The sequence below is a fragment of the Pantoea sp. X85 genome, assembly GCF_029623675.1.
GTDB classification, from domain to species: domain Bacteria; phylum Pseudomonadota; class Gammaproteobacteria; order Enterobacterales; family Enterobacteriaceae; genus Pantoea; species Pantoea leporis.
On sequence record NZ_CP121108.1, the window covers coordinates 3,240,780 to 3,265,251 of the forward strand.

At 56.1% G+C, this 24,472-nt stretch carries 23 protein-coding genes; 3 read left to right on the plus strand and 20 right to left on the minus strand.

The annotated features are described in order from the left end of the window. Window positions 1-138: 138 nt before the first annotated feature. From P6287_RS15165 to cysG, 11 genes are all read right to left on the minus strand, one after another. Window positions 139-765 (minus strand): protein-L-isoaspartate(D-aspartate) O-methyltransferase, encoded by a 627-nt coding sequence (locus P6287_RS15165; protein WP_008104533.1) that lies wholly within the window; start codon window positions 763-765, stop codon window positions 139-141. After that, window positions 759-1,520 (minus strand): 5'/3'-nucleotidase SurE, encoded by a 762-nt coding sequence (surE, locus tag P6287_RS15170; protein WP_222185583.1) that lies wholly within the window; start codon window positions 1,518-1,520, stop codon window positions 759-761. Before surE ends, P6287_RS15165 begins: the two co-directional genes overlap by 7 nt. Then, window positions 1,501-2,544, minus strand: coding sequence for a tRNA pseudouridine(13) synthase TruD (truD, locus tag P6287_RS15175; RefSeq protein WP_277974006.1), 1,044 nt, complete (start codon window positions 2,542-2,544; stop codon window positions 1,501-1,503). Before truD ends, surE begins: the two co-directional genes overlap by 20 nt. Then, window positions 2,541-3,023 (minus strand): 2-C-methyl-D-erythritol 2,4-cyclodiphosphate synthase, encoded by a 483-nt coding sequence (gene ispF / locus P6287_RS15180; protein ID WP_061719965.1) that lies wholly within the window; start codon window positions 3,021-3,023, stop codon window positions 2,541-2,543. Before ispF ends, truD begins: the two co-directional genes overlap by 4 nt. Beyond that, window positions 3,023-3,739, minus strand: a complete 717-nt coding sequence (gene ispD / locus P6287_RS15185; protein WP_192411996.1) for a 2-C-methyl-D-erythritol 4-phosphate cytidylyltransferase — start codon at window positions 3,737-3,739, stop codon at window positions 3,023-3,025. Before ispD ends, ispF begins: the two co-directional genes overlap by 1 nt. A 3-nt stretch (window positions 3,740-3,742) precedes the next feature. Beyond that, window positions 3,743-4,060 (minus strand): cell division protein FtsB, encoded by a 318-nt coding sequence (ftsB, locus tag P6287_RS15190; protein WP_101762604.1) that lies wholly within the window; start codon window positions 4,058-4,060, stop codon window positions 3,743-3,745. Window positions 4,061-4,231: 171 nt separating this feature from the next. Further along, window positions 4,232-4,552: a DUF3561 family protein gene (locus P6287_RS15195; RefSeq protein WP_101762603.1), complete on the minus strand. Its 321-nt coding sequence runs from the start codon at window positions 4,550-4,552 to the stop codon at window positions 4,232-4,234. Between the two features lie 55 nt (window positions 4,553-4,607). Beyond that, window positions 4,608-5,213, minus strand: coding sequence for an adenylyl-sulfate kinase (cysC, locus tag P6287_RS15200; protein ID WP_008104549.1), 606 nt, complete (start codon window positions 5,211-5,213; stop codon window positions 4,608-4,610). Continuing rightward, window positions 5,213-6,640 carry a sulfate adenylyltransferase subunit CysN gene (cysN, locus tag P6287_RS15205; RefSeq protein ID WP_277974007.1) on the minus strand — a complete coding sequence of 476 codons (1,428 nt, stop codon included), beginning with the start codon at window positions 6,638-6,640 and terminating at the stop codon, window positions 5,213-5,215. Before cysN ends, cysC begins: the two co-directional genes overlap by 1 nt. Before the next feature lie 10 nt (window positions 6,641-6,650). Further along, window positions 6,651-7,559, minus strand: coding sequence for a sulfate adenylyltransferase subunit CysD (gene cysD / locus P6287_RS15210; RefSeq protein WP_007893231.1), 909 nt, complete (start codon window positions 7,557-7,559; stop codon window positions 6,651-6,653). A 9-nt stretch (window positions 7,560-7,568) separates the two neighbouring features. Beyond that, complete coding sequence (cysG, locus tag P6287_RS15215; protein ID WP_192236509.1) at window positions 7,569-8,984, minus strand: siroheme synthase CysG; 1,416 nt, start codon at window positions 8,982-8,984, stop codon at window positions 7,569-7,571. A gap of 248 nt (window positions 8,985-9,232) precedes the next feature. On the opposite strand from cysG, the gene P6287_RS15220 reads away from it, so the two are divergent. Both P6287_RS15220 and P6287_RS15225 read left to right on the plus strand, forming a co-directional pair. Beyond that, the gene (locus P6287_RS15220) at window positions 9,233-10,255 is read left to right on the plus strand and encodes an aminopeptidase (RefSeq protein WP_277974008.1); all 1,023 of its coding nucleotides are present in this window, start codon (window positions 9,233-9,235) and stop codon (window positions 10,253-10,255) included. Window positions 10,256-10,264: 9 nt separating this feature from the next. Continuing rightward, window positions 10,265-10,549: a YciI family protein gene (locus P6287_RS15225; protein ID WP_277974009.1), complete on the plus strand. Its 285-nt coding sequence runs from the start codon at window positions 10,265-10,267 to the stop codon at window positions 10,547-10,549. A 318-nt stretch (window positions 10,550-10,867) separates the two neighbouring features. Here the strand turns inward: P6287_RS15225 and P6287_RS15230 are convergent, their stop codons facing one another. Genes P6287_RS15230 through cysJ form a run of 3 tightly spaced genes read right to left on the minus strand, consistent with a single transcriptional unit; the run spans window position 10,868 to window position 15,125 of the window. Continuing rightward, window positions 10,868-11,602 carry a phosphoadenylyl-sulfate reductase gene (locus P6287_RS15230; protein ID WP_192236506.1) on the minus strand — a complete coding sequence of 245 codons (735 nt, stop codon included), beginning with the start codon at window positions 11,600-11,602 and terminating at the stop codon, window positions 10,868-10,870. Next, entirely contained in the window at window positions 11,599-13,323 is a 1,725-nt protein-coding gene (cysI, locus tag P6287_RS15235) for an assimilatory sulfite reductase (NADPH) hemoprotein subunit (RefSeq protein WP_101762597.1), read from the minus strand. The genes P6287_RS15230 and cysI overlap by 4 nt, the downstream gene beginning before the upstream one ends. Continuing rightward, window positions 13,323-15,125 carry an NADPH-dependent assimilatory sulfite reductase flavoprotein subunit gene (gene cysJ / locus P6287_RS15240; protein ID WP_277974010.1) on the minus strand — a complete coding sequence of 601 codons (1,803 nt, stop codon included), beginning with the start codon at window positions 15,123-15,125 and terminating at the stop codon, window positions 13,323-13,325. Before cysJ ends, cysI begins: the two co-directional genes overlap by 1 nt. A gap of 297 nt (window positions 15,126-15,422) precedes the next feature. Here cysJ and queD point away from each other — a divergent pair, with 297 nt between their 5' ends. Then, the gene (queD, locus tag P6287_RS15245) at window positions 15,423-15,782 is read left to right on the plus strand and encodes a 6-carboxytetrahydropterin synthase QueD (RefSeq protein ID WP_167391191.1); all 360 of its coding nucleotides are present in this window, start codon (window positions 15,423-15,425) and stop codon (window positions 15,780-15,782) included. A gap of 54 nt (window positions 15,783-15,836) precedes the next feature. Here queD and queE read toward each other — a convergent pair whose 3' ends face one another. The 6 genes from queE to rlmD form a co-directional block, all read right to left on the minus strand. Then, window positions 15,837-16,508, minus strand: a complete 672-nt coding sequence (gene queE / locus P6287_RS15250) for a 7-carboxy-7-deazaguanine synthase QueE (protein WP_110868307.1) — start codon at window positions 16,506-16,508, stop codon at window positions 15,837-15,839. A 149-nt stretch (window positions 16,509-16,657) separates the two neighbouring features. Next, window positions 16,658-17,956 (minus strand): phosphopyruvate hydratase, encoded by a 1,299-nt coding sequence (eno, locus tag P6287_RS15255; RefSeq protein WP_101762594.1) that lies wholly within the window; start codon window positions 17,954-17,956, stop codon window positions 16,658-16,660. Window positions 17,957-18,031: 75 nt separating this feature from the next. After that, window positions 18,032-19,669, minus strand: a complete 1,638-nt coding sequence (gene pyrG, locus P6287_RS15260) for a CTP synthase (glutamine hydrolyzing) (protein ID WP_007891723.1) — start codon at window positions 19,667-19,669, stop codon at window positions 18,032-18,034. 241 nt (window positions 19,670-19,910) lie between these two features. Further along, window positions 19,911-20,702: a nucleoside triphosphate pyrophosphohydrolase gene (gene mazG, locus P6287_RS15265; RefSeq protein WP_277974011.1), complete on the minus strand. Its 792-nt coding sequence runs from the start codon at window positions 20,700-20,702 to the stop codon at window positions 19,911-19,913. A 112-nt stretch (window positions 20,703-20,814) separates the two neighbouring features. After that, a complete protein-coding gene (gene relA, locus P6287_RS15270) occupies window positions 20,815-23,046 on the minus strand; it encodes a GTP diphosphokinase (protein WP_101762592.1) in 2,232 nt (743 codons plus the stop codon). A 32-nt stretch (window positions 23,047-23,078) separates the two neighbouring features. Continuing rightward, window positions 23,079-24,395 carry a 23S rRNA (uracil(1939)-C(5))-methyltransferase RlmD gene (gene rlmD / locus P6287_RS15275; protein WP_277974012.1) on the minus strand — a complete coding sequence of 439 codons (1,317 nt, stop codon included), beginning with the start codon at window positions 24,393-24,395 and terminating at the stop codon, window positions 23,079-23,081. Window positions 24,396-24,472 lie beyond the last annotated feature (77 nt).

Below are 24,472 nucleotides of genomic sequence, written 5' to 3' on the forward strand. Positions count from 1 at the left end.
TAAATGTGTAACGGCGTTAACCGCATTATCCACTGCGCGTAACGTTAAAAACGGTTTTTAGCATTGATAAACAAGGATAGTAACAATATCAACTGTGCCGTGCCATGTAACAGTTGTGAAGAATTGCGTAATGCTGTCCTAGGCCAGATCGCCCTGAACCAACGGCACAAAGCGCACGGGTTCGATGATTTCTTCAATCAATTCATCGCCCTGACGACGCAAACGCTTCAATACCTGCTGATCCTCACCAACCGGCAGCACCATTTTGCCGCCGTCACCTAATTGCGCTATCAGCAAAGTCGGAATTTCAGGCGGTGCGGCGGTCACGATAATGGCATCAAACGGACCTCGCGTCGCCCAGCCCTGCCAGCCATCGCCATGCCGGGTAGAGATATTATGCAGATCGAGTTGCTTGAGGCGACGCTTAGCCTGCCACTGCAAGCCCTTGATGCGTTCGACGGAATAAACATGATTAACCAGATGCGCCAGGATCGCGGTCTGATAGCCAGAACCGGTGCCGATTTCCAGCACGCGCGATTCCGGCGTGAGCTCTAACAAGGCGGTCATGCGCGCCACCATGTAAGGCTGAGAAATGGTCTGGCCGTTGCCAATCGGCAGCGCAACGTTTTCCCACGCTTTATGCTCAAACGCCTCATCGATAAAACGCTCACGAGGCACATCGGCAATGGCTTTCAGCAGGTGTTCATCATGAATGCCCTGCGCGCGCAGCTGCTCCAAAAGCGTTTCGATGCGGCGATTCACCATGCGAGTTTTACCTCTGCCTGGGTCAGCCAGTCACTTAATACTTCTTGTGCAGCATGCGCGGTCAAATCCACATGCAGCGCGGTCAACGAAACGTAGCCCGCATCCACCGCAGCGAAATCGGTATCCGGGCCTGCATCCAGCTTTTGCCCCGGCGGGCCAATCCAGTAAAGCGGCTGGCCGCGCGGGTCTTCGGTGCAGATAACCTGATCGGCGGGATGGCGGCTGCCGCAGCGGGTCACGCGGAAACCTTTGATCTCCGCTAACGGCAAATCAGGCACGTTGATATTAAGAATACGGCCGGTACGCAGCGGAGCGCGCGACAGCGCACGTAACAGCGTACAAGTGATGGATGCGGCGGTGTCGTAATGCTGATGTCCATTGAGTGAAACAGCGAGCGCAGGCAAGCCAAGATGGCGCCCTTCCATTGCCGCAGCGACGGTACCGGAGTAAATCACATCGTCGCCAAGGTTTGGACCGGCGTTGATGCCGGACACTACGATATCGGGACGCGGCTGCATCAGCTTGTTCACGCCGAGGAACACGCAGTCGGTCGGCGTGCCCATCTGCACCGCGATATCGCCGTTTTCATGTGTAAAGGTACGCAGCGGCGTCTCCAGCGTGAGCGAGTTTGATGCGCCGCTACGATTGCGATCGGGCGCGACAACCTGCACCTCGGCAAACTCACGTAAAGCACGCGCCAGCGTCTGAATACCCGGCGCATGGATTCCATCATCGTTACTCAGCAATATCCGCATCGTTACCTTCTTGTTGGAGAAGCTCACGCACCACGCTGGTGGCAAAACTGCCCGCGGGCAGCCAGAACTGCATCTCCAGCGTCACATCGTCCCACCATTCCCAGCGCAGATCCTTTGGCACCACCAGCATTGCACGACGCGCGGCATCAACCCGCTCGCGCTCAAGCAGTGTAATCAATTCTTCTGCGCCTGCCAGGCTTTGCTGCTCAAAAAGCAGCGCGTCGCCTTGCGGACCCGCATCACCGCGACCCGGCAGCGGCGCAGTGATGCGCAGTTGATGATTATCGATGCGCTGCTGCAAGTCAGGCAACTCTTCCGCCTGCGCCACGAACCAGCTGCCGCGACCGGCCAGCTGTACCGCATCGCCCACCTGCACCACATCCAGTGCGCCATCACGCTGCAAACGCGCGCTGGTCACCTGATTAAACAGATGGCTGCGGGTCGCTGACAACAGCAAACCTTTCATATTGCGATCGCGCGGACGGAATGTCTCTTTCGCCCACTGTTTCGCCTGCGTCAGGTTGTTGCCGCCACGACCAAAGCGCTGCTCACCAAAGTAGTTCGGCACGCCGCGCTGTTGAATCTGCTGTAAACGTGCGTCGACTTCACGGCGATTGGAGATCTGACGCACCACTAAGCGGAACGCATTGCCCGCCAGCGCGCCGGTACGCAGTTTGCGTTTGTGGCGAATCACCTGCAGGATTTCAACGCCTTCCAACTGGAATCCCGCCAGATTCGGCATGCCATTGCCGGGCACGCGGAAACAGAGTGTTTGCTCGGTGACTGCATGACGATCTTTCATGCCGGCATAGCTAAGGTCGCGCACCGGCACACCGAGAAATTTGGCGATGGCTTCAGCGACAAAGCGCGTATTGCAGCCAATTTTGCGGATGCGCACCAACAGCTGTTCACCTTCGCCATCATAGGGATAGCCAAGATCTTCAATCACCACGAAATCTTCGGGATTGGCTTTGATGACGCCGGTGGCAGTCGGCACGCCGTGCAGGTAATGCAGTTCACTCATGCCTGATCGGCCTTTATCAGCAGCGCAACCGCTTCACAGGCAATGCCTTCGCCACGCCCGGTAAAGCCCAGCTTTTCGGTGGTGGTGGCTTTGACGTTGACGTCATCCATATGGCAACCAAGATCTTCGGCGATATTGACGCGCATCTGCGGCACATGCGGCAACATTTTCGGTGCCTGCGCAATGATGGTCACATCAACGTTACCGATGCGATAGCCTTTCAGCTGAATCCGACGCCAGGCTTCGCGCAGCAAACCGCGGCTGTCAGCGCCTTTAAACGCCGGATCGGTATCCGGGAACAACTTGCCGATATCGCCCATCGCCACCGCGCCGAGCAAGGCATCCGTCAACGCATGCAGCGCCACATCACCATCAGAATGGGCAATAAAACCGTGTTCGAAGGGAATACGCACCCCGCCAATCACTAACGGACCTTCGCCGCCAAAAGCGTGAACGTCAAAACCGTGACCGATACGCATCATGCGCTCTCCTGTAACTGAATCTGGGTAAGATAGAAGGCCGCCAGCGCCAGATCTTCTGGCCGCGTCACCTTAATATTGTCGCTGCGTCCACTCACCAATTCCGGGTGATAACCGCAATACTCCAGCGCCGACGCTTCATCGGTAATGGTAGCGCCTTCATGGAGTGCGCGCGTCAGGCAAGCGGTAAGCAGTTGATGCGGGAAAAATTGCGGCGTTAACGCGTGCCATAAATCCTCGCGTTCAACGGTGTGAGCGATGGCGGTTTTGCCCGGTTCGGCGCGTTTCATGGTGTCGCGCACCGGCGCCGCCAGAATTCCGCCAACCTTGCTGTACTCACGTACCGCCAGCAGACGTGCTAAATCGTCCGGATGCAGGCAAGGACGCGCAGCGTCATGCACTAGCACCCATTCGCTGTGTTGAATGGCGTTTAAGCCCGCCAGCACTGATTCGGCGCGCGTGTCGCCACCGGTCACGCGGAGAATACGGGAATCCTGCGCCAGCGGCAGTGAATCGAACCAGCCATCATCATTGCTGACCGGCACAATCACCTGTTTTACCGCAGGATGTGCCAGCAGACGTGCGACGCTGTGTTCAAGAAGGGTGAATTGACCAATGGTCAGATACTGTTTTGGGCAGGCAGCCTGCATTCGGCTGCCCACACCTGCGGCGGGCACCACGGCAATCACATCCGCAAGGATCGGGCGCTTGTTCATGGCTTATCGTTGTTGATTTTGCGCAGCTTGTTGCGCGTTACGTTTGTTCTGGTCTGGCACCAGACGATAGAAAGTCTCACCGGGCTTAATCATGCCCAGTTCATTACGTGCGCGTTCTTCGATCGCTTCAGAGCCGCCATTGAGATCGTCAATTTCGGCGAATAGCTGATCGTTACGCGCTTTAAGCTTGGCGTTATTCGCCTGTTGTGTCGCGACGTCTTCGTTGACGCGCGTATAGTCATGAATACCGTTCTTACCCAGCCACAGGGAATATTGAAGCCATCCCAGCAGCACGAGTAGCAGTAACGTCAGTTTTCCCATCCCCGCCCCCTGAAAAACGGCCCAATCATCCCATAACTTGACGCTGGACTCCACTGCGACGGCGAAAATGCCGCGCACGGGCGTTTAGCCGTGCAAATAATGCCAGAGTGGGAGGCGAGACGGCAGGTAAAGTTTTGTAACCTGCCGATGCGTTTGCACATCAGCTGGGCGTTACCAACCGGAGAGAAATGAGAACAGCAGCCAGAACAAGCACACCACCACAATCGCCGTGGCGATCCCGCTCCAGAATAAGTGAGTGCGGATCATCAGGCTGAGCACGATACCAATCAGTACCGAAACCGGCAGCAGCGCGAGGAAGAATGGCCAGGTGTAGAGGAAGAAGAACAGCGTGTTGGAGCCGTAGAGCATGAACGGAATCGCCAGTGCGCACCAGTACGAGAGAAAGCCAAACACGCCGCCCGGCAGTGATGAGCGAGACTCATCCGGGGTGCGTTCATCTTTACGGGCTAGCATGGGCGTTACGTTCTGCATAGAGATCCTGTTGACGCTAAGCGCGGCAAACCCAAAGGGATTTGCCGCTGTCGGTTCAGGATCTGATGATATCGCGGTGACGCAGCAGGTCTAACAATTGGCCGGCGAGTTTTGTAACCAATTGTTCGCCATCAAGGTGGATTTCCGGGGCGTCTGGCGCCTCGTAAACGCTATCGATACCGGTGAAATTGCGCAGCTCACCGGCACGGGCTTTTTTGTATAAACCTTTGGGATCGCGCGCTTCGCACACGGCCAACGGCGTATCGACAAACACTTCGATGAACTGCCCTTCAGCCAGCAGATCGCGCACCATGTTGCGTTCCGCGCGATGCGGCGAGATAAATGCGGTCAGCACTACTAAACCGGCATCGACCATCAGTTTCGCCACTTCGCCGACGCGACGAATATTCTCTTTACGATCGTCATCGCTAAAGCCGAGGTCACGGCACAAACCGTGACGCACGTTGTCGCCATCCAGCAGATAGGTGTTCACACCGGCCCGATGCAGCGCCTGCTCCAGCGCGCCGGCCACGGTGGATTTCCCCGAGCCCGAAAGCCCGGTGAACCACAGCACCACGCCTTGATGGCCGTGCTGCTGTTCGCGCTCCTCGCGCGTTACCGGATGATCGTGCCACACCACGTTTTCATCGTGTTGCGCCATTACTTGCCACCCAGCAGATCGCGCGCGTTCCAGTGTGGGAAGTGACGACGCACCAGCGCGTTCAGCTCCAGCTCGAAATCGCTGAACTGACCTGATTGCGTACGCACATCGGTCAGCGGCTGATTGATCATGCCCGCGCCCACCGTCACGTTGCTCAGACGATCGATAAAGATCATGCCGCCAGTCACCGGATTCTGGCGATACGCGTCCAGCACCATCGGTTCGTCAAAGGTCAGTTCGACCAGGCCAATGCCGTTAAGCGGCAGACTGTCCACGGTGCGCTTCTCCAGCGAGTTGATCTCCACCTGATGGATCACTTTCTCAACGCGCGCGCGGGTTTTCTTACCGGCGATCTTCACTTCGTAACTTTGCCCGGGCTGCAGCGGCTGTTCCGCCATCCACACCACGTCAACGGTGGCGGATTGCACCGCTTGCAGCTCGGCTTCCGCATCCACCAGCAGATCGCCACGACTGATGTCGATCTCATCTTTCAGCACCAGCGTAATCGCTTCACCGGCACCCGCTTCAGGCAGGTCGCCATCGAAGGTGACGATGCGCGAGATGGTCGATTCCACGCCCGATGGCAGCACTTTCACGCGCTGACCGACGTTGACCACGCCCGAAGCCAGCGTACCGGCATAACCACGGAAATCGAGGTTAGGACGGTTCACATACTGCACCGGGAAACGCATTGGCTGATGATCCACCACGCGGTTCAATTCAACCGTTTCTAATACGTCGAGCAGCGTTGGGCCGCTGTACCACGGCATGGTGACGCTGGGCGTTGCCACGTTATCGCCTTCCAGCGCCGACATTGGCACAAAGCGAATATCAAGGTCTTCCGGCAGCTGCGCGGCGAAATCGAGGTAATCCTGTTTGATCTGCTCGAAGGTCTCTTGCTTGTACTCCACCAGATCCATCTTATTGATGGCGACCACCAGATGCTTAATGCCCAGCAGCGTGGAGATAAAGCTGTGACGACGCGTCTGATCCAGCACGCCTTTACGCGCATCGATCAGCAGGATCGCCAAATCGCAGGTCGATGCACCGGTCGCCATGTTGCGGGTGTACTGCTCGTGTCCTGGCGTGTCGGCAATAATAAATTTGCGCTTCTCCGTGGAGAAATAGCGATACGCCACATCAATGGTGATGCCCTGCTCGCGCTCGGCCTGCAAGCCATCAACCAGTAACGCGAGATCCAGCTTCTCACCCTGCGTCCCGTGACGTTTGCTGTCGTTGTGCAGCGAGGAGAGCTGGTCTTCATAAATTTGACGCGTGTCGTGCAGCAGGCGACCAATCAGCGTACTTTTGCCGTCGTCGACGCTACCGCAGGTCAGGAAACGCAGCAGGCTTTTATGTTGTTGCGCGGTCAGCCAGGCTTCTACGCCGCCCTGATCGGCAATCTGTTGTGCAATAACGGTATTCATCTGCGTCTCCTTAGAAATAACCCTGACGTTTCTTCATTTCCATCGAACCGGCCTGGTCGCGGTCAATCACGCGTCCCTGGCGTTCACTGGTGGTGGAGACCAGCATCTCTTCAATAATTTCCGGCAGCGTCTGCGCCTCTGATTCCACCGCGCCGGTCAACGGCCAGCAGCCGAGCGTACGGAAACGCACCATGCGCTGCTTGATCACTTCACCTGGCTGCAGATCGATACGGTCGTCATCGATCATCATCAGCATGCCATCACGCTCCAGCACCGGACGCGGCGCGGCGAGGTAGAGCGGCACGATCTCGATATTCTCGAGGAAGATGTACTGCCAGATATCCAGCTCGGTCCAGTTGGAGAGCGGGAACACGCGGATGCTTTCGCCTTTGTTAATCTGGCCGTTGTAGTTGTGCCACAGCTCAGGACGCTGGTTTTTCGGGTCCCAGCGGTGGAAGCGATCGCGGAAGGAGTAGATACGCTCTTTCGCGCGCGACTTCTCTTCATCACGACGTGCGCCGCCAAATGCCGCATCAAAACCGTATTTGTTCAGCGCCTGCTTCAGGCCTTCGGTTTTCATGATGTCGGTGTGCTTGGCGCTGCCGTGCACAAACGGGTTGATGCCCATCGCCACGCCTTCCGGGTTGCGATGCACCAGCAACTCCGCGCCCATCGCTTTCACGGTGCGATCGCGGAACTCGTACATTTCACGGAATTTCCAGCCGGTATCAACATGCAGCAGCGGAAACGGCAGCGTGCCCGGATAGAAGGCTTTACGCGCCAGATGCAGCATTACCGAGGAGTCTTTACCGATGGAGTACATCATCACCGGATTGCTGAACTCGGCCGCCACCTCGCGGATGATATGGATACTCTCTGCCTCCAGCTGGCGCAGATGAGTAAGTCGATTTTGGTCCATAATTTTTCCTCAAGCCAAATTGACAACGGCGGACTCGCGAGCCCCCTGCTGTGCCGAATGTTGGAACCAGGCCAATTGCCCGTGCAAATTTACGACTTCGCCAATCACTAACAGTGCTGGCGTGGGCGCGGCCGCAGCCAGCGCCTCCAGTTGATCCAATGTGCCGGTCAGCACCTGCTGATCCTGACGCGTGCCGCGCCCAATCACCGCCACCGGCGTGGAGGCGGCGCGGCCATGTTCGATAAGCCCGGCAGCGATTTCCGCCGCTTTCACCGTGCCCATATAAATCGCTAAGGTTTGACGTGCGCGCGCCAGCGACGGCCAATCAATGCCGTCGCCATCCGCGCGACAGTGACCGGTAATAAACAGCACGCTCTGCGCGTGGTCGCGATGGGTCAGTGGAATACCGGCATAGGCGGTTGCGCCTGCTGCAGCGGTGATGCCCGGCACCACCTGGAACGGAATGCCCGCGGCCTGCGCCGCCTGCAGCTCTTCGCCACCGCGGCCAAAAATAAACGGATCGCCGCCTTTCAGGCGCACTACGCGTTTACCCTGTTGCGCCAGCGTCACCAGCATCTGATTGGTCTCTTCCTGCGGCACCGAATGCGCACCAGCGCGTTTACCGACGCAGATGCGGTCGGCATCGCGCCGCACCAGCTCAAGCACTTCGTCGCTGACCAGATGGTCATACAGCACCACATCGGCCAGCTGCATCACCTGCAAGCCACGCAACGTCAGCAAACCGCTGTCGCCTGGACCGGCGCCTACCAGCGTAATTTCGCCCTGATTGTCGCTATCGTTTTCCAGTTCGTGATCCAGCGTGCGCCGCGCTTCATGGACGTTACCCGCCGCCATCTGGCTGGCGAACAGACCGTTAAAGGCGCGCTCCCAGAAGCGACGGCGGTCAGACATGCGGTGATAGCGCTGCTTCACCTTGTCGCGCCACTGCCCAGCCACTTCCGCCATCTGTCCGAGATTGGCCGGCAGTAACGCTTCAATTTTTTCACGCAGCAGACGCGCCAACACCGGCGCGGTGCCACTAGAGGAGATCGCCACCACCAGCGGTGAACGATCGACAATCGACGGGAAGATAAAGCTGCACTTCGGCTGATCGTCCACCACGTTCACCAGCTTGTGGCGCGCATTGGCGGCATCGAACACCTGCGCGTTAAGCGCGTTGTCATCGGTAGCGGCAATCACGAGGAACACGCCATCCAGCTGCGCCGGATCAAAGCGTTCAGCGATCCATTCAATCGCCTCAATTTCCAGCAGCGCCTGCAGCTCATGACCGAGTTCGCGCGCGGCGACCAGCACGCGCGCACCGGCACGCCGCAGCAGTTCTATTTTGCGCGCCGCGATGTCGCCACCGCCGACAACCAGCACCGGACGGCTTTTGAGATCGGCAAAGAGAGGCAGATAATCCACGTTAACCTTGCTAGTTTTACAATAAGTTAACGCGACTATACGTCCCGGCCTTCCAGCAGATGAAATTACGAATTGGAATGAGTAGTTACCGAATGGAATAACGACCCAGGATTGCTGATAACATTTTGTGCTTAACAAATGATATTGCTGGTGTTTCGGTGCAAATCAAATTGTGCAAGCGTCGTCACAGTTTCATACTAAGTCGGAATTTTTTTAGCATGACCGGATGTCAGAAAAGGACGCTAACTATGTTTGCCACTCTCCGCCGCACTGTGCTGGCTGCACTGCTCGCGGGCGGTTTGCCTTTCTTTGTTCAGGCTGCGAGCAAAAGCGCGCCAGGGCATTTTGCCGAACAGCAGCTTCGCCATATCGCCACCTATTTCCCCGGCCGCATGAGCGGCAGTCCCGCCGAGTTGTTGACTGCCGATTATCTGCAGCAGCAGTTCAGCCAGCTGGGATATCAGAGTAATACCCGCCAGTTTAAAACCAGCTATAGCTGGCTGGAGAAAAAGGGCGAGAGCCGCACCCACAAAGTTACGGCCACGTCGGTGATTGCCGCGCGTGCCGGTGAAGTGCCGCAGGAGATCCTGATCGTTACGCACCTGGATACCTGGACGCCGCTCAGCCGCCACGAAGCCGATAACAATCTCGGCGGCCTGCGTTTGCAGGGCGTGGATGACAATGCCTCCGGGCTTGGCGTGATGCTGGAGCTGGCGCAGGCGCTCAGCAAAACGCCGCTGCACTACGGCGTGCGCTTTGTGGCGCTGAGCGCCGGTGAAGCGGGTTTGCAAGGCATGGATGATTATCTGGCGCGTATGAGCGTGCAGGAGAAGAAGAACACGCTGTTGGTGATCGATCTGAATAGCCTGATTGTCGGCGATCATCTCTACTTTAACAGCGGTATCAATACGCCAGCGGCAGTGCGCAAACAGACCAGCGCGCGTGCCGTGCAGCTGGCGCACCGTTACGGTATCTCCGCCGCCAGCCACGCGATGACCGCACGCGATTATCCCGGCGTCAATCCGTTCGACAAAGCCGGCATGCCACTGATGGATGTCACCGCCGCCAACTGGACGCTGGGCAACAAAGATGGGCAGCAGCAGCGCGCGCGTTCCAGCCACTTCCCGGAAGGCAATGTGCGCCATCAAACCGAGCGCGATAATCTCAACTACCTCGATCACTGGCTGCCTGGCCGCATCACCCAGCGCACGCGTGACAGCGTGAAGATTCTGCTGCCGCTGCTGACCGAGCTTGCTAATCCGACAACCTGAGGATTCCCTATGTACGTGGTATATCTGAACTATTTTCGTCCGGTAGAAGAAGTGGAAGCGTTACTGGAACCGCACATTAGCTGGCTGGATCGCTATTTCGCTAACGGCGTGTTTATCGCGGCGGGACGCAAAGATCCGCGCATCGGCGGCGTGCTGTTGGTGAAGGATATTGATCGTGCGCGATTAGATACCATCCTGGCGGAAGATCCGTTTGTGGCGGTGGCGCATTATGAAGTGACGAAAGTGAATGTGACGCGTGCGGCGGAAGAGTTTGCGGGGTTACAGGGGGTTTGATTGTGCTGGCCGTCCCAGATTGTGCTGGCTGTCCCCCATCCCGGCCTTCCCCCGCAAGCGGGGGAAGGAGACGCTGCCACATGCAACTTCAACACTCACATGTGGCAGCATCTTCCTCCCCCATTCATGGGGGAGGACCGAGGAGGGGGAAAGCAAGCACCAACTGGCAGCATCTTCCTCCCCCATTCATGGGGGAGGACCGAGGAGGGGGAAAGCGAGCACCAACTGGCAGCATCTTCCTCCCCCATTTATGGGGGAGGACAGAGGAGGGGGAAAGCGAGCACAAACCAAAGACGGGGGACAACGAGCACCTACCAATCAACCTTCATGCAACCCGCACTCGCGCTTCAGGCCGAAGAAGCGTGTCTCTTCCTCTGCCATGCCCGGTTCCCACTTTTTGGTGGTATGCGTATCGCCCACTGACAGATAACCTTCATCCCACAGCGGATGGTATTTCAATCCGTGTTGGGTCAGATACTGATGCACCTGACGGTTATCCCAATCAATGATCGGCAGAATCTTGAACACGCCGCGCTGCACCGCCAGCACCGGCAAACTGGCGCGACTGCCAGACTGATCGCGGCGCAGGCCAGCAAACCAGGTTTGCGCGCCCAGCGTTTCCAGCGCGCGGTTCATCGGTTCCACTTTGTTGATCTGGTTATACTGCTCAATCCCTTCGACGCCCTGCTCCCACAGTTTGCCGTAACGCGCTTCCTGCCATGCCGCTGAGGTCTCCGCACTGAAGATTTGCAGGTTGAGATTGAGCTTGTCGGTCAGCTCATCAATAAAGCGGTAAGTTTCCGGGAACAGATAACCGGTATCGGTCAGGATCACCGGAATGTCCGGCTTCTGCTGCGTCACCATATGCAGCAAAACCGCCGCCTGAATACCAAAGCTGGATGACAGCACAAATGCGCCCGGCAGCTGTTCTAATGCCCAGCCCACGCGTTGTTCAGCGGAGAGTTTCTCCAGCTGCACGTTGCTTTCCGCCAGCGCCATGATGCGGTCAACTTTTGATGAACCATTCAGTGCTGCGAGATCGAGTACCGTCATACTGCCTCCGAGTCCCAGAAATCACGGGCGGGATCAACCACGGCTTTAATAATGCCGGTGCGAATCACGAAGTCGCCGAAGCCTTCGTTGGCCTGACGCTCGGTTGCCCAGCGCGCCACCAGCTCATCAATGCTGGCGAGGATTTCGCCTTCGTTGATGTTCTCGCGGTACATGCGTGGAATGCGCGTACCTTCGCGGTTGCCGCCAATGTGTAAGTTGTAACGGCCCGGCGCTTTGCCCACCAGACCCAACTCCGCCAGCAAAGCACGGCCACAACCATTTGGGCAACCGGTAACGCGTAACACTATGTGCTCTTCGCCGACACCATGCTTATGCATGATCTCTTCCACTTTGGTCACGAACGACGGCAGGAAGCGCTCGGCTTCGGCCATCGCCAGCGGACAGGTCGGGAACGCCACACACGCCATCGAGTTCTCACGCTGCGGCGTGACCGCTTCCATCAAACCGTGTTCACGGGCGATGGCTTCGATCTGCGCTTTTTGCTTCTCCGGCACGCCAGCCACAATCAGGTTCTGGTTAGCCGTCAGACGGAAATCGCCCTGATGGATTTTGGCAATTTCGGCGATGCCGCGTTTCAGCGGACGGCCAGGATAATCCAGCAGACGGCCGTTCTCAATGAACAGCGTCAGGTGCCATTTCTCATCGATGCCTTTCACCCAGCCAACGCGATCGCCGCGCGAGGTGAACGCATACGGACGAATCGGTTCGAAGGTCAGACCGGCACGCTTTTCCACTTCCGCTTTGAAGGTTTCAACACCGACGCGTTCCAGCGTGTATTTGGTCTTGGCATTTTTACGATCGGTACGATTCCCCCAGTCGCGCTGCGTGGTGACCACCGCAGCCGCCACGTCGAGGATCTTCTCGACCGGCAGAAAGCCGAATTCGCTTGCGGTGCGCGCATACGTTGCTTTGTTGCCGTGATCAATCGACAAGCCACCGCCCACCAGCAGGTTAAAGCCAATCAGCTTGCCCTGCTCGGCGATGGCGATGAAGTTCAGGTCATTGGCGTGCAGATCGACATCGTTATGCGGCGGCACCACCACCGTGGTTTTGAATTTACGCGGCAGATAGGTTTCGCCAAGAATCGGCTCTTTATCGGTGGTGGCGACCTTCTCTTTGTCCCACCAGATTTCCGCGTAAGCGCGGGTTTGCGGCAGCAGATGCTCTGACAGCTTTTTCGCCCACTCGTACGCTTCCTGATGCAGCTCTGATTCCACCGGATTCGAGGTGCACAGCACGTTACGGTTCACGTCGTTGGCGGTCGCCAGCGCATCCAGCCCGACTTCGTGCAGCATCTGGTGCGTCGGCTTGACGTTCTTCTTCAGAATGCCGTGAAACTGGAAGGTCTGGCGGTTGGTCAACCGGATGCTGCCATAAATGGTTTTATCGGTGGCGAATTTGTCAATCGCCAGCCACTGCGTTGGCGTGATGATGCCGCCCGGCAGACGGCAACGCAGCATCATAGCGTGACGCGGTTCGAGTTTCTGCGCTACACGCTCGGCACGAATGTCGCGGTCATCCTGCTGGTACATACCGTGGAAACGGATCAGCAGGAAGTTGTCGCCAGTGAAGCCGCCGGTCAGGCCATCGTCGAGATCGTCGAGGATGGTGCCGCGCAGGTAGTTGCTCTGTTTTTTCAGACGCTCAGCGTCGACCAGCTTGCCTTCAACGACCAGCGGTCCAGGATGTTTTTCGCTCATTAGTAAACGTCTCGCTGATAACGGCGCTCAATGCGCAGCTCACTTAAAAATTCGTCAGCCGTTTCACGATCCATGCCGCCGTGTTCGACCACCACATCCAGTAATGCCTGCTCAACGTCTTTCGCCATACGATTGGCGTCGCCGCAGACGTAAAGGTGTGCGCCTTCCTGTAACCAGCTCCACACCTCCGCACCTTTGGCGCGGATTTTATCTTGTACGTAAACCTTCTCGGCCTGATCGCGCGACCATGCCAGATCAATATGGGTCAGCAGGCCATCTTTGACATACTTCTGCCACTCCACCTGATAGAGGAAATCATCGGTGAAATGCGGGTTACCGAAGAACAGCCAGTTTTTACCGCCTGCGCCATCGTTATCGCGCTGCTGCATAAAGGCGCGGAACGGCGCGATGCCGGTGCCCGGACCAATCATGATCACTGGCGTTTCCGGGTTAGCCGGTAAACGGAAGTTATCGTTGTGCTCGATGAAGACGCGAATTTCGCCTTCTTCCTCAATACGATCCGCCAACCAGGTTGAGGCGCCGCCGCCGCGCTGACGACCGTCGATTTCAAAGCGCACCGCACCTACGGTGATGTGCACTTCGGTTTCGTTCTCCGCCTGCGATGAGGCGATGGAGTAGAGGCGCGGCGTCAGCGGACGTAGCAGGCCGGTTAATTGTTCGGCATTCAGTTCGGTCGGTGCCTGACGCACCATATCGACAATCGGGAAGCTCTGCGCATAACTCTGCAGCTTCGGCTTATCACCGGCCAGCGCCAGCAGCGCGTCATTGCGGGACAGCGTGGCATACTGTTCGACGATTTGTGGCGTGTTGACCGTCAGTTCGAAATGGGTTTTCAGCGCCTCGGCCAGCGGCAGGGTTTTGCCCTGCACGTCTACCTGCTCGTCACCTTTCAGCCACACCAGCTGCAGCAGTTCCTGCACCAGCTCGTCATCGTTTTCAAACCACACGCCGAGTGCGTCGCCCGGCTGGTAGCGCAGGCCAGAATCGCCAAGATCGATCTCAATGTGACGCACATCTTTATCCGAATCGCGTCCGGTGATCTTCTGGTTGGCCGCCAGGCTGGCCACCAGCGGCTCTTCTTTGGTGTACGGGCTGCTGTCGACCAGGTTAACGCTGCCCGCCGCGGTGATGGCGGCCTGTGCTGGCGATTCGCTCGGCACACGCGCTTTCAGAATCTCGGTGATCTGCTGACGCCAGGCGTTCGCCTGCTCTTTGTATTCAACATCGGCATCCACACGATCCAGCAGACGTTCTGCACCCAGCTCAGCCAGACGTTCATCGAAGTCTTTACCGGCTTTGCTGAAAAACTCATAAGAGGTATCGCCGAGACCGAATACCGCAAACGCTGTGCCTGCAAACTTCGGCGCTTTCTTCGACAGCAGGAATTTATGCAGCGCCACCGCCTCTTCCGGCGGCTCGCCCTCGCCTTGCGTGGAAGTCACCACCACTAGCAGCTTTTCCTGACCGATCTGCTTGAATTTATAATCGCCGGCGTTAACCAGATTGACGCTCAGCTTGGCAGCCAGCAGGTCATCACGCAGTTGCTCAGCCAGGCGACGCGCGTTACCGGTCTGCGAGGCGGAGATCAGCGTGATGGTCGGGGTTTCTGCCTGCACAGGCGCTGGCGCGGCAGCCGCACCCGGCGTCTGATTGACCATGCCCCAGAAATAGCCGGAGAGCCAGGCCATCTGAGTGGTGTTGAAATCCGTGGTCGCCGCCTGTAAGCGCGCGAGTTGCTCCGGTGATAACGGAAGCAGTGAACCTGGTGCCTGAGTCGTCATTACGTTAAAAATTCCAGTGTCAGAAGTCCGGATCAATATGTTGCGAAAGAGTGCGTAGGTTACCGGGCTGTATATTAACGATTAAATACGCCTTCGACATATTAAATAACCAAAATGACTAAGTGGTTTTTCGGGTAATGTTAACCAGCAAAAGTGGTAAATGAAGGCGATATGATTCAATGAGTTAATTAGGCGTTTTGCTGGCGGGATGGCGCAAAATGCCCTTTTCGTTGCCAGCGGGTGCGAAAAATCTGCAATTCAGGTAGACTTCAGCGGTTTTTAAGTCTGAGAGCCATTATGTCTACCACGTTATTTAAAGAGTTCCAGTTTGAATCTGCCCACCGCTTACCTCACGTGCCGGAAGGCCATAAATGTGGGCGTTTGCACGGCCATTCATTCCTGGTGCGATTAGAAATTACCGGCGAAGTGGATGCGCATACCGGTTGGGTGATGGATTTTGCCGAACTGAAGGCGAAGTTCAAGCCGCTGTATGAACGCCTCGATCATCACTATCTGAATGACATTCCGGGTCTGGAGAATCCTACCAGTGAAGTGCTGGCGAAATGGATTTGGGATCAGATGAAGCCGATTCTGCCGGAATTGAGTGCGGTAATGATTAAAGAGACCTGCACCGCTGGCTGCGTTTATCGCGGTTGAGGTCAGTGAAGCCGTAACCGTGAGTGAGGTCGCCATGCATGGCGACCTTAGAACTCAGGCAATATTCAGGTATTTGTGCGTCTGCATCGAAAGCCGCCAGTTGCGGGCGATACAGGTTTCAATACAGAGTTTCGTTGCCGCATCACCACGGCTGATCGGTTGCAGTGCCACAATGCGCTTTTTATCGTCGTGTAATCCTGCCAGCAACGCATCTAACGCTTCCACATCACGCTCACGCGCCACCGGATGTTTAATCTCATCTGCACGCTGCAGTGCCTGCGGCAAAACATCATAGCCACCGCGCATGTTCACCTTGGGTGAAACCGTCACCCATGTTGCGTCGGAACACTGCACGTCGTGCGTGCCGCTGGTTTCGATCTGGCAGGCAAAACCCGCCGCTTCTAATTGTTCCGTCAAAGGGCGCAGATCAAAAATCGCCGGTTCGCCGCCGGTGATCACCACATGACGTGCGGTCCAGCCCTGACGTTGGATGGTGTCGATCAACATGGCCGCATCGGCGCTGCCCCACGCATCGCTTTCCACGGTTTTGACCAGAATATCACCCAGCGAGGTCTCCCGATCCGCCCGCTTTTCCCAGGTATGTTTGGTATCACACCAGCTACAGCCCACCGGACATCCTTGTAAGCGGATGAACAGCGCCGGAACACCGGTGTAAAAACCTTCGCCCTGCAGCGTCTGGAACATTTCGTTAATCGGGTAGAACATTATTTACTCACGTCTAAAATTTGAGGCGCAGATTATGGCAGATCTTATGCGCCAGGTCACAGTTGCTTCGTGCCAAATAAAAGCAAAAGCCCCGCACAAGGCGGGGCTTCATTCAGACGATGCTGCGCGCAGGCAGCATACTAAGGCGATTACGCCTGGCCTTTAACTTCTTTCAGACCGTTGAACGGTGCTTTGCTGCCCAGCGCTTCTTCGATACGAATCAGCTGGTTGTACTTAGCAACACGGTCAGAACGGCTCATAGAACCGGTTTTTATCTGGCCAGCCGCCGTACCTACCGCCAGGTCAGCGATGGTTGCATCTTCGGTTTCACCTGAACGGTGTGAAATCACCGCGGTGTAACCCGCATCTTTTGCCATCTTGATTGCAGCCAGAGTTTCGGTCAGTGAACCGATCTGGTTGAATTTGATCAGGATGGAGTTAGCGATGCCTTTATCGATACCTTCTTTCAGGATCTTGGTGTTGGTTACGAACAGATCGTCACCCACCAGCTGGATTTTGTCGCCCAGCACTTTGGTCTGGTAGGCGAAACCAGTCCAGTCAGATTCATCCAGACCGTCTTCGATAGAAACGATTGGGTACTGTTTGGTCAGGTCTTCCAGGAAGTGGGTGAACTCTTCTGAAGAGAAGGCTTTGTTGCCTTCGCCAGCCAGCACATATTTGCCGTCTTTGTAGAATTCAGATGCTGCGCAGTCCATCGCCAGGGTGATGTCTTTGCCCAGTTCGTAGCCTGCTGCTTTTACCGCTTCAGCGATAACAGCCAGCGCTTCGGCGTTAGAACCCAGGTTTGGCGCGTAGCCACCTTCGTCACCAACTGCAGTGCTCATGCCTTTAGACTTCAGCACTTTCGCCAGGTGATGGAAGACTTCAGAACCCATGCGGATCGCTTCTTTCAGGGTTGGCGCGCCAACCGGCTGAATCATGAATTCCTGGATGTCGACGTTGTTGTCGGCGTGCTCACCACCGTTGATGATGTTCATCATTGGCAGCGGCATAGAGTATTTGCCTGGGGTGCCGTTCAGTTCAGCGATGTGTGCGTACAGCGGCAGGCCTTTAGAGGCAGCAGCAGCTTTAGCAGCAGCCAGTGAAACCGCCAGAATGGCGTTAGCACCGAAGTTAGATTTGTTCTCAGTACCGTCCAGCTCGATCATGATCTTATCGATGTTCGCCTGGTCTTTGGCATCTTTACCGGTTACCGCGTTAGCGATTGGACCGTTAACAGCCGCAACCGCTTTGGTTACGCCTTTGCCCAGGAAACGAGATTTGTCACCGTCACGCAGCTCCAGAGCTTCGCGAGAACCGGTTGATGCACCTGATGGCGCAGCAGCCAGACCAACGAAACCGCCTTCCAGATGCACTTCTGCTTCTACAGTTGGGTTGCCACGGGAGTCGATGATTTCGCGACCGATGACTTTTACGATTTTGGACATTCGATTTTCCTCAGTACAAGTTAGTCAATCCTAAGACAAACAACGCGCGAAAAGTTCGCGCGTTGTTCGTGAAACTTACTTCGCTAAACGCTTCTGGTGTTCCTGCGCGGCTTTCACAAAGCCAGCGAACAGCGGATGACCATCGCGTGGGGTCGACGTGAATTCCGGGTGGAACTGACAGGCAACAAACCACGGGTGGTTCGGGATCTCAATGATCTCAACCAGCTGATCGTCGCCAGAACGACCGGCAATATGCAGACCCGCCGCTTCAATCGGCTTCAGCAACATATTGTTTACTTCGTAACGATGACGGTGGCGTTCGGTAATGATTTCAGAACCGTACAACTGACGCACTTTGCTTTCCGGCGTCAACTGGCACTGCTGGCTGCCCAGACGCATGGTGCCGCCCAGATCGCTCTGCTCAGTACGCTGTTCAACGTTGCCCTCTTCGTCACGCCATTCGGTGATAAGCGCAACCACCGGATACTTACAGTCTGGCACAAATTCCGTAGAGTTCGCGCCTTCCATACCGGCAACGTTGCGGGCGAATTCCATCAGCGCAACCTGCATGCCCAGGCAAATTCCCAGGTAAGGCACGTTGTTCTCACGGGCGTATTGCGCCGTCATCATTTTGCCTTCCACACCGCGGTAGCCGAAGCCGCCAGGGATCAGAATAGCATCCAGATCTTTCAGTAATTCGACACCGCGCGTTTCAACATCCTGCGAGTCGATCAATTTGATATTCACGGTAACGCGATTTTTCAGGCCACCGTGTTTCAAGGCCTCAATCACTGACTTGTACGCATCCGGCAGTTCGACATATTTGCCGACCATACCGATGGTCACTTCGCCGCCCGGATTGGCTTCTTCGTAAATAACCTGTTCCCATTCGGCCAGGTTCGCTTCCGGCGCGTTCAGATTGAAACGCTTGCAGATGTAATCATCCAGACCTTGCGATTTCAGCATGCCTGGAATCTTGTAGATGGAATCCACATCTTTCAGGGAAATAACCGCTTTTTCTGGCACGTTACAGAACAGCGCGATTTTAGCGCGTTCGTTCGCTGGCACCGCGCGGTCAGAACGGCAGATCAGCACGTCTGGCTGAATCCCGATCGACAGCAGCTCTTTCACTGAATGCTGGGTTGGCTTGGTTTTCACTTCGCCTGCGGCCGCCATATACGGCACCAGCGTCAGGTGCATGTACATGGTGTGTTCACGACCGACATCGACTGCCATCTGGCGAATCGCTTCGAGGAACGGCAGAGATTCGATATCACCCACGGTACCGCCGATCTCGACCAGAACCACGTCATGACCTTCGCCGCCTTCAATAATGCGTTCTTTGATGGCGTTGGTGATGTGTGGAATAACCTGAATCGTGGCGCCCAGATAGTCACCGCGACGCTCTTTGCGCAGCACTTCTGAGTAGATACGACCGGTAGTAAAGTTGTTACGGCGCGACATTTTAGTGCGGATGAAGCGCTCGTAGTGACCTAAATCCAGATCGGTTTCGGCCCCATCATCGGTAACAAATACTTCACCGTGCTGCGTTGGGCTCATGGTACCCGGATCGACGTTGATGTACGGATCGAGTTTCATGATGGTCACATTAAGACCACGTGCTTCAAGGATGGCTGCGAGGGAGGCTGCGGCAATGCCTTTGCCCAGAGAGGAAACAACCCCGCCGGTCACAAAAATATAATTCGTTGTCATGCTGAACCTGAGAGTTTAGGTTTAAAGACGGTGGAATAACCAAGACGGGAAAATAGTATACTTGAAGTCGTCTTAAGCCACAATTGATGAATCACACCATCGTCCTCCACAGGTAAGCCGGTAACATAGCGGATAGCATGGTGCGAAATGTTGATGTACGTCACAAAGTCGCCGCAAGGCTGAATCGAGTAAGCTCAAGCGGCGAATTTATGCGCAGCGCTGGAATAATCGCCAGATTCGCTTACTGTTTGTTCTCGCTCACTTTCACCTGCTGCCAGGCGGCTTCCATTTGGTCCAGGGTCGCATCGCTCATGGCTAACCCTTGTGAGGCGATGATGGCTTCAACTTCACGGAAGCGGCGCTCAAATTTATCATTGGCTTTCTGCAATGCGATTTCCGCTTTGCTGCCTAGATGGCGCGACAAATTGACGGTCGCGAACAGCAAATCACCGATTTCCTCTTCCAGCTTCGCGTTATCCACCACCGCTTGCTGCGCTTCGTGCATCACCTCATCGATCTCTTCATGCACTTTATCCAGCACCGGGCCGAGATTGTTCCAGTCGAAGCCCACCGAGCTGCAACGCTTCTGAATTTTGTGCGCGCGCATCAATGCCGGCAGCGCTTTAGGAATGTCGTCCAGCGCCGAGTGCTGCGATTTTTCTGCGCGTTCGCTGTGCTTGATGGCTTCCCAGTTTTTCAGCACTTCTTCGCTGGTTGCAGCCTGAACATCGCCAAAAATGTGCGGATGACGGCGCTCAAGTTTGTCGCTGATGGCGTTGCAGATGTCATCGAAATTAAAGCGCTGCTGCTCATCGGCCATCTGCGCGTAGAACACCACCTGAAACAGCAGATCGCCAAGTTCACCGCGCAGATCGGCAAAATCTTCACGCTGGATGGCATCGATCACTTCGTAGGTTTCTTCCAGCGTGTAAGGCGCGATCGAGGCGAAGGTTTGCTGACGATCCCACGGGCAGCCGCGCTCCGGGTCGCGCAAGGTTTGCATGATGGTGAGCAGGCGATTTAAGGGCGTCATGAAAGGATCCTTTGGGAAAATTTTGGGAGATACTGCGACGGTTACACATACGGCAGCGTCTTCTTCCCCCGCGAAAGGGGGAAGATCGGGATGGGGGACAAACGGCTCTGAATCAATGCAAACGGCGCGCGTCGATAATATCCGGCACCTGATTGAGACGTGCCAGCACGCGGCCAAGCACTTGCTGGTTATAGATCTCAATATCCATATCAATGGTCGCCAGCTGCTTTTTGGTGTCACTGCGGCTGGAGACGCCGAGCACATTGACCTTCTCGTTAGCCAGAATGGTGGTGATATCGCGTAGCAGGCCGCTACGATCGTTGGCGGTAACGCGTACCACCAGCGAATAACCGCTGGAGTAATCCTCGCCCCACACCGCATCAACGATACGTTCCGGTGCGTGCGAAATCAGCTCGGTTAACTGGTCGCAGTCGGCGCGGTGAATCGAGATGCCGCGCCCCTGGGTGATAAAGCCCACGATATCGTCGCCAGGAATCGGCTGGCAGCAGCGGGCGATGTGGTGCAGCAGATTGCCCACGCCTTCCACCACCACGCGACCGCTCTCTTTGCGCGCGGACGGCGCATGTGACTTCTGCGTCAGCAGGCGCAGCGCCTCGCGATCTTCCTCTTCGGCACTCGGCTTGTTGAGCTTGCCCTGCAGGAAATTCACCATCTGATTGAGGCGAATATCGCCGCCGCCAATCATCGCCAGCAGCTCATCCTGCGAACTGACGTTATAGCGCGGCAGCAGCAGTTTTTCCGCTTCGCGCATGCTGATATCCATCTGATTTAGCTCGCTTTCGAGGATCTGACGGCCAGCAATGATATTTTTGTCACGATCCTGTTTGCGGAACCAGGCGTGAATTTTCGAGCGTCCGCGGCTGGTGGTGATATAGCCGAGGTTCGGGTTCAGCCAGTCGCGGCTTGGGTTTGGCTGTTTCTGGGTGATCACTTCAATCTGATCGCCCATCTGCAACTGATAGGTAAACGGCACGATGCGCCCGCTGATTTTGGCGCCAATGCAGCGGTGGCCGATATCGCTGTGAATATGGTAGGCGAAGTCGAGCGGCGTTGATCCCGCCGGCAGATCGACCACGTCACCTTTCGGGGTAAACACATACACGCGGTCGTCGAATACCTGGCTGCGCACCTCTTCCAGCATCTCGCCGGAATCAGCCATCTCTTCCTGCCAGCTAATCAGCTTACGCAGCCAGGCGATGCGCCCTTCATGTCCTGCCGCGCCGCGCGCGTTGCTGGAGGTTGGACCTTCTTTGTACTTCCAGTGTGCGGCGACGCCCAGCTCGGCATCTTCATGCATCTGGCGCGTACGAATCTGGATTTCCACCGTTTTGCCCTGCGGACCCAGCACCACGGTATGAATCGATTGATAGCCGTTAGGCTTGGGATTGGCAACGTAGTCGTCAAACTCACTCGGCAGATGGCGAAACAACGTATGCACCGTACCAAGCGCGCCGTAGCAATCCTGCAGCCGTTCCGCCACGATACGCACCGCGCGCACGTCAAACAGCTCATCGAACGCTAATGACTTCTTCTGCATCTTGCGCCAGATGCTGTAGATGTGTTTCGGACGACCATACACTTCAGCACGCACGCCCTCTTTCTGCATCTCGGCACGCAGGTTGGCAACGAAGCTTTCAATGTAGCCTTCGCGATCAATACGGCGTTCATGCAGCAGCTTAGCAATGCGTTTGTATTCATCGGGATGCAGATAGCGGAAGCAGTAATCTTCCAGCTCCCATTTGAGCTGGCCGATACCCAAGCGGTTGGCCAGCGGCGCGTAGATATTGGTGCTCTCTTTCGCCGCGAGCACGCGCTCATCTTCTGGCGCGTCTTTCATTTCACGCAGATGGGCGATACGTTCTGCCAGCTTGATAACCACGCAGCGAAAATCTTCCACCATCGCCAGCAGCATGCGGCGCACGTTATCCACCTGCTCGGAGGCCATCGAATCGTTGTGAATCGCTTTCAGCTGGCGAATGGCATCCATGTCGCGCACGCCGTGCACCAACATCACAATCTCTTTGCCAAAGGCTTTTTCGAGATCCTCTTCGCTCACCACATCGGCGTTGGCGAGCGGGAACAGCAGCGCCGCGCGCAGGCTGTCAATGTCCATGCTGAGCATGGTGAGAATTTCCACCATCTCAATACCGCGCCACAGCAGCAGAGCTTGATCAGGATGGTTGTGCGTTTCGGCTTCACAGTAGCGCCACGCATCCGCCAGTCGCTGACAGGATTGCGGATTGTTGATACTCAAACTGGCGATCCACTGGTCGAGGGCAAATTCGCCCGCCGTATTTAAATGCGCACTTCTAACCGCAACCATATCCTCTCCTGCCACAGCGATGTGGACATCGCTTATGCTTTGCTAAACAGCACCATGGATTCGAGATGACTGGTATGGGGAAACATATCCAGCATCGCGACCCTTTCCAAATGGTAGCCCGCTGACAGCAATGTCTGACTGTCACGCGCCAGCGTTGTAGGGTTACAGGAAACATAGACCACACGTTGCGGCGCAAGTTTAACCACATGCGCCATTACGCCCGCGGCCCCAGCACGCGCTGGATCCAGTAACACCTTGTTAAATCCCTGCGTCGCCCACGGCTGACGCGATACATCTTCCTCCAGGTTATGCTGGAAAAAGCGAACATTCTTGAGATTAGTCTGCTCAGCATTATACGCTGCCTGCTGCACTAATGCTGCAACGCCCTCCACACCTACAACATTTTGTACGAACTTTCCTAATGGCAAGGTAAAGTTTCCCATGCCGCAGAACAAATCCAACACACGATCCTCTGGCTGCAAATCCAGCCATTGAATGGCTTTGGCGACCATCTGCTGATTCACACCATCGTTGACCTGAATAAAATTCTGCGGGCTAAAGGATAGTGGCAAATTCAACGAGTGATAAAAAGGTTCGCGCGCATTCAGCGCCAGCAAACTTTCACTGCCATCAGCCAGATAGAGCGACAGTTGCTGCTCATGCGAAAAGCGTTCCAGTTTTGCGCGATCGCCTGCAGATAATGCATCAAGATGACGCAGTACCATCAGCGGGCCATTATCCGCCAGCACCAATTCTACGTGGCCTAACCGTTTAACTGCCTGTAAATCGCTGAGGCACTGGTGCAGCGGCTGCAGCAACGCTTCAAGTTCGGGCACCAAAACCGGGCATTGCTTCAGTTCAACCAGATCGTTGCTGGCGGCCTGACGGAACCCCATTTGCAAACGCTGCTGTTTTGGCTGCCACTGCAATCCTAAACGCGCCCGGCGACGGTAGCCCCACGCGCTGCCGCTGATGATCTCATCGACCTTCACCGGCAGCGGCGCTTCGCGGCTTAACATGCGGCTCAAGGCGCGCGCTTTACTCTCCTGCTGCAAAGCCACCGAGGCATGTTGCTGCTGGCAGCCGCCGCACACGCCAAAATGGACGCAGCGCGGTGTTTCCCGCTGTGGACTGGGATTAATGATCTTGTTGGCTTTGGCGCGTGCGTATTTGCTTTTATCCTCGAACACCGTCACTTCCGCCTGTTCACCGGGCAGCGCGCCGCTAACAAACATCGCCTTGCCTTTATGGCGCGCAACACCTTGTCCGAAAGGATCGAGGTCTTCAATGGTGACGGATATGCGAGCCTTCGTCGTCACACGCTGTTTTGCGGAGTAAAATTGCGCCATAGTATTGTGAAATCTCTACGTTAATTGGGTGTGCAGCCACCAACCGTGCTCGCACAGGGAAAAAATGCCAGGAGTCG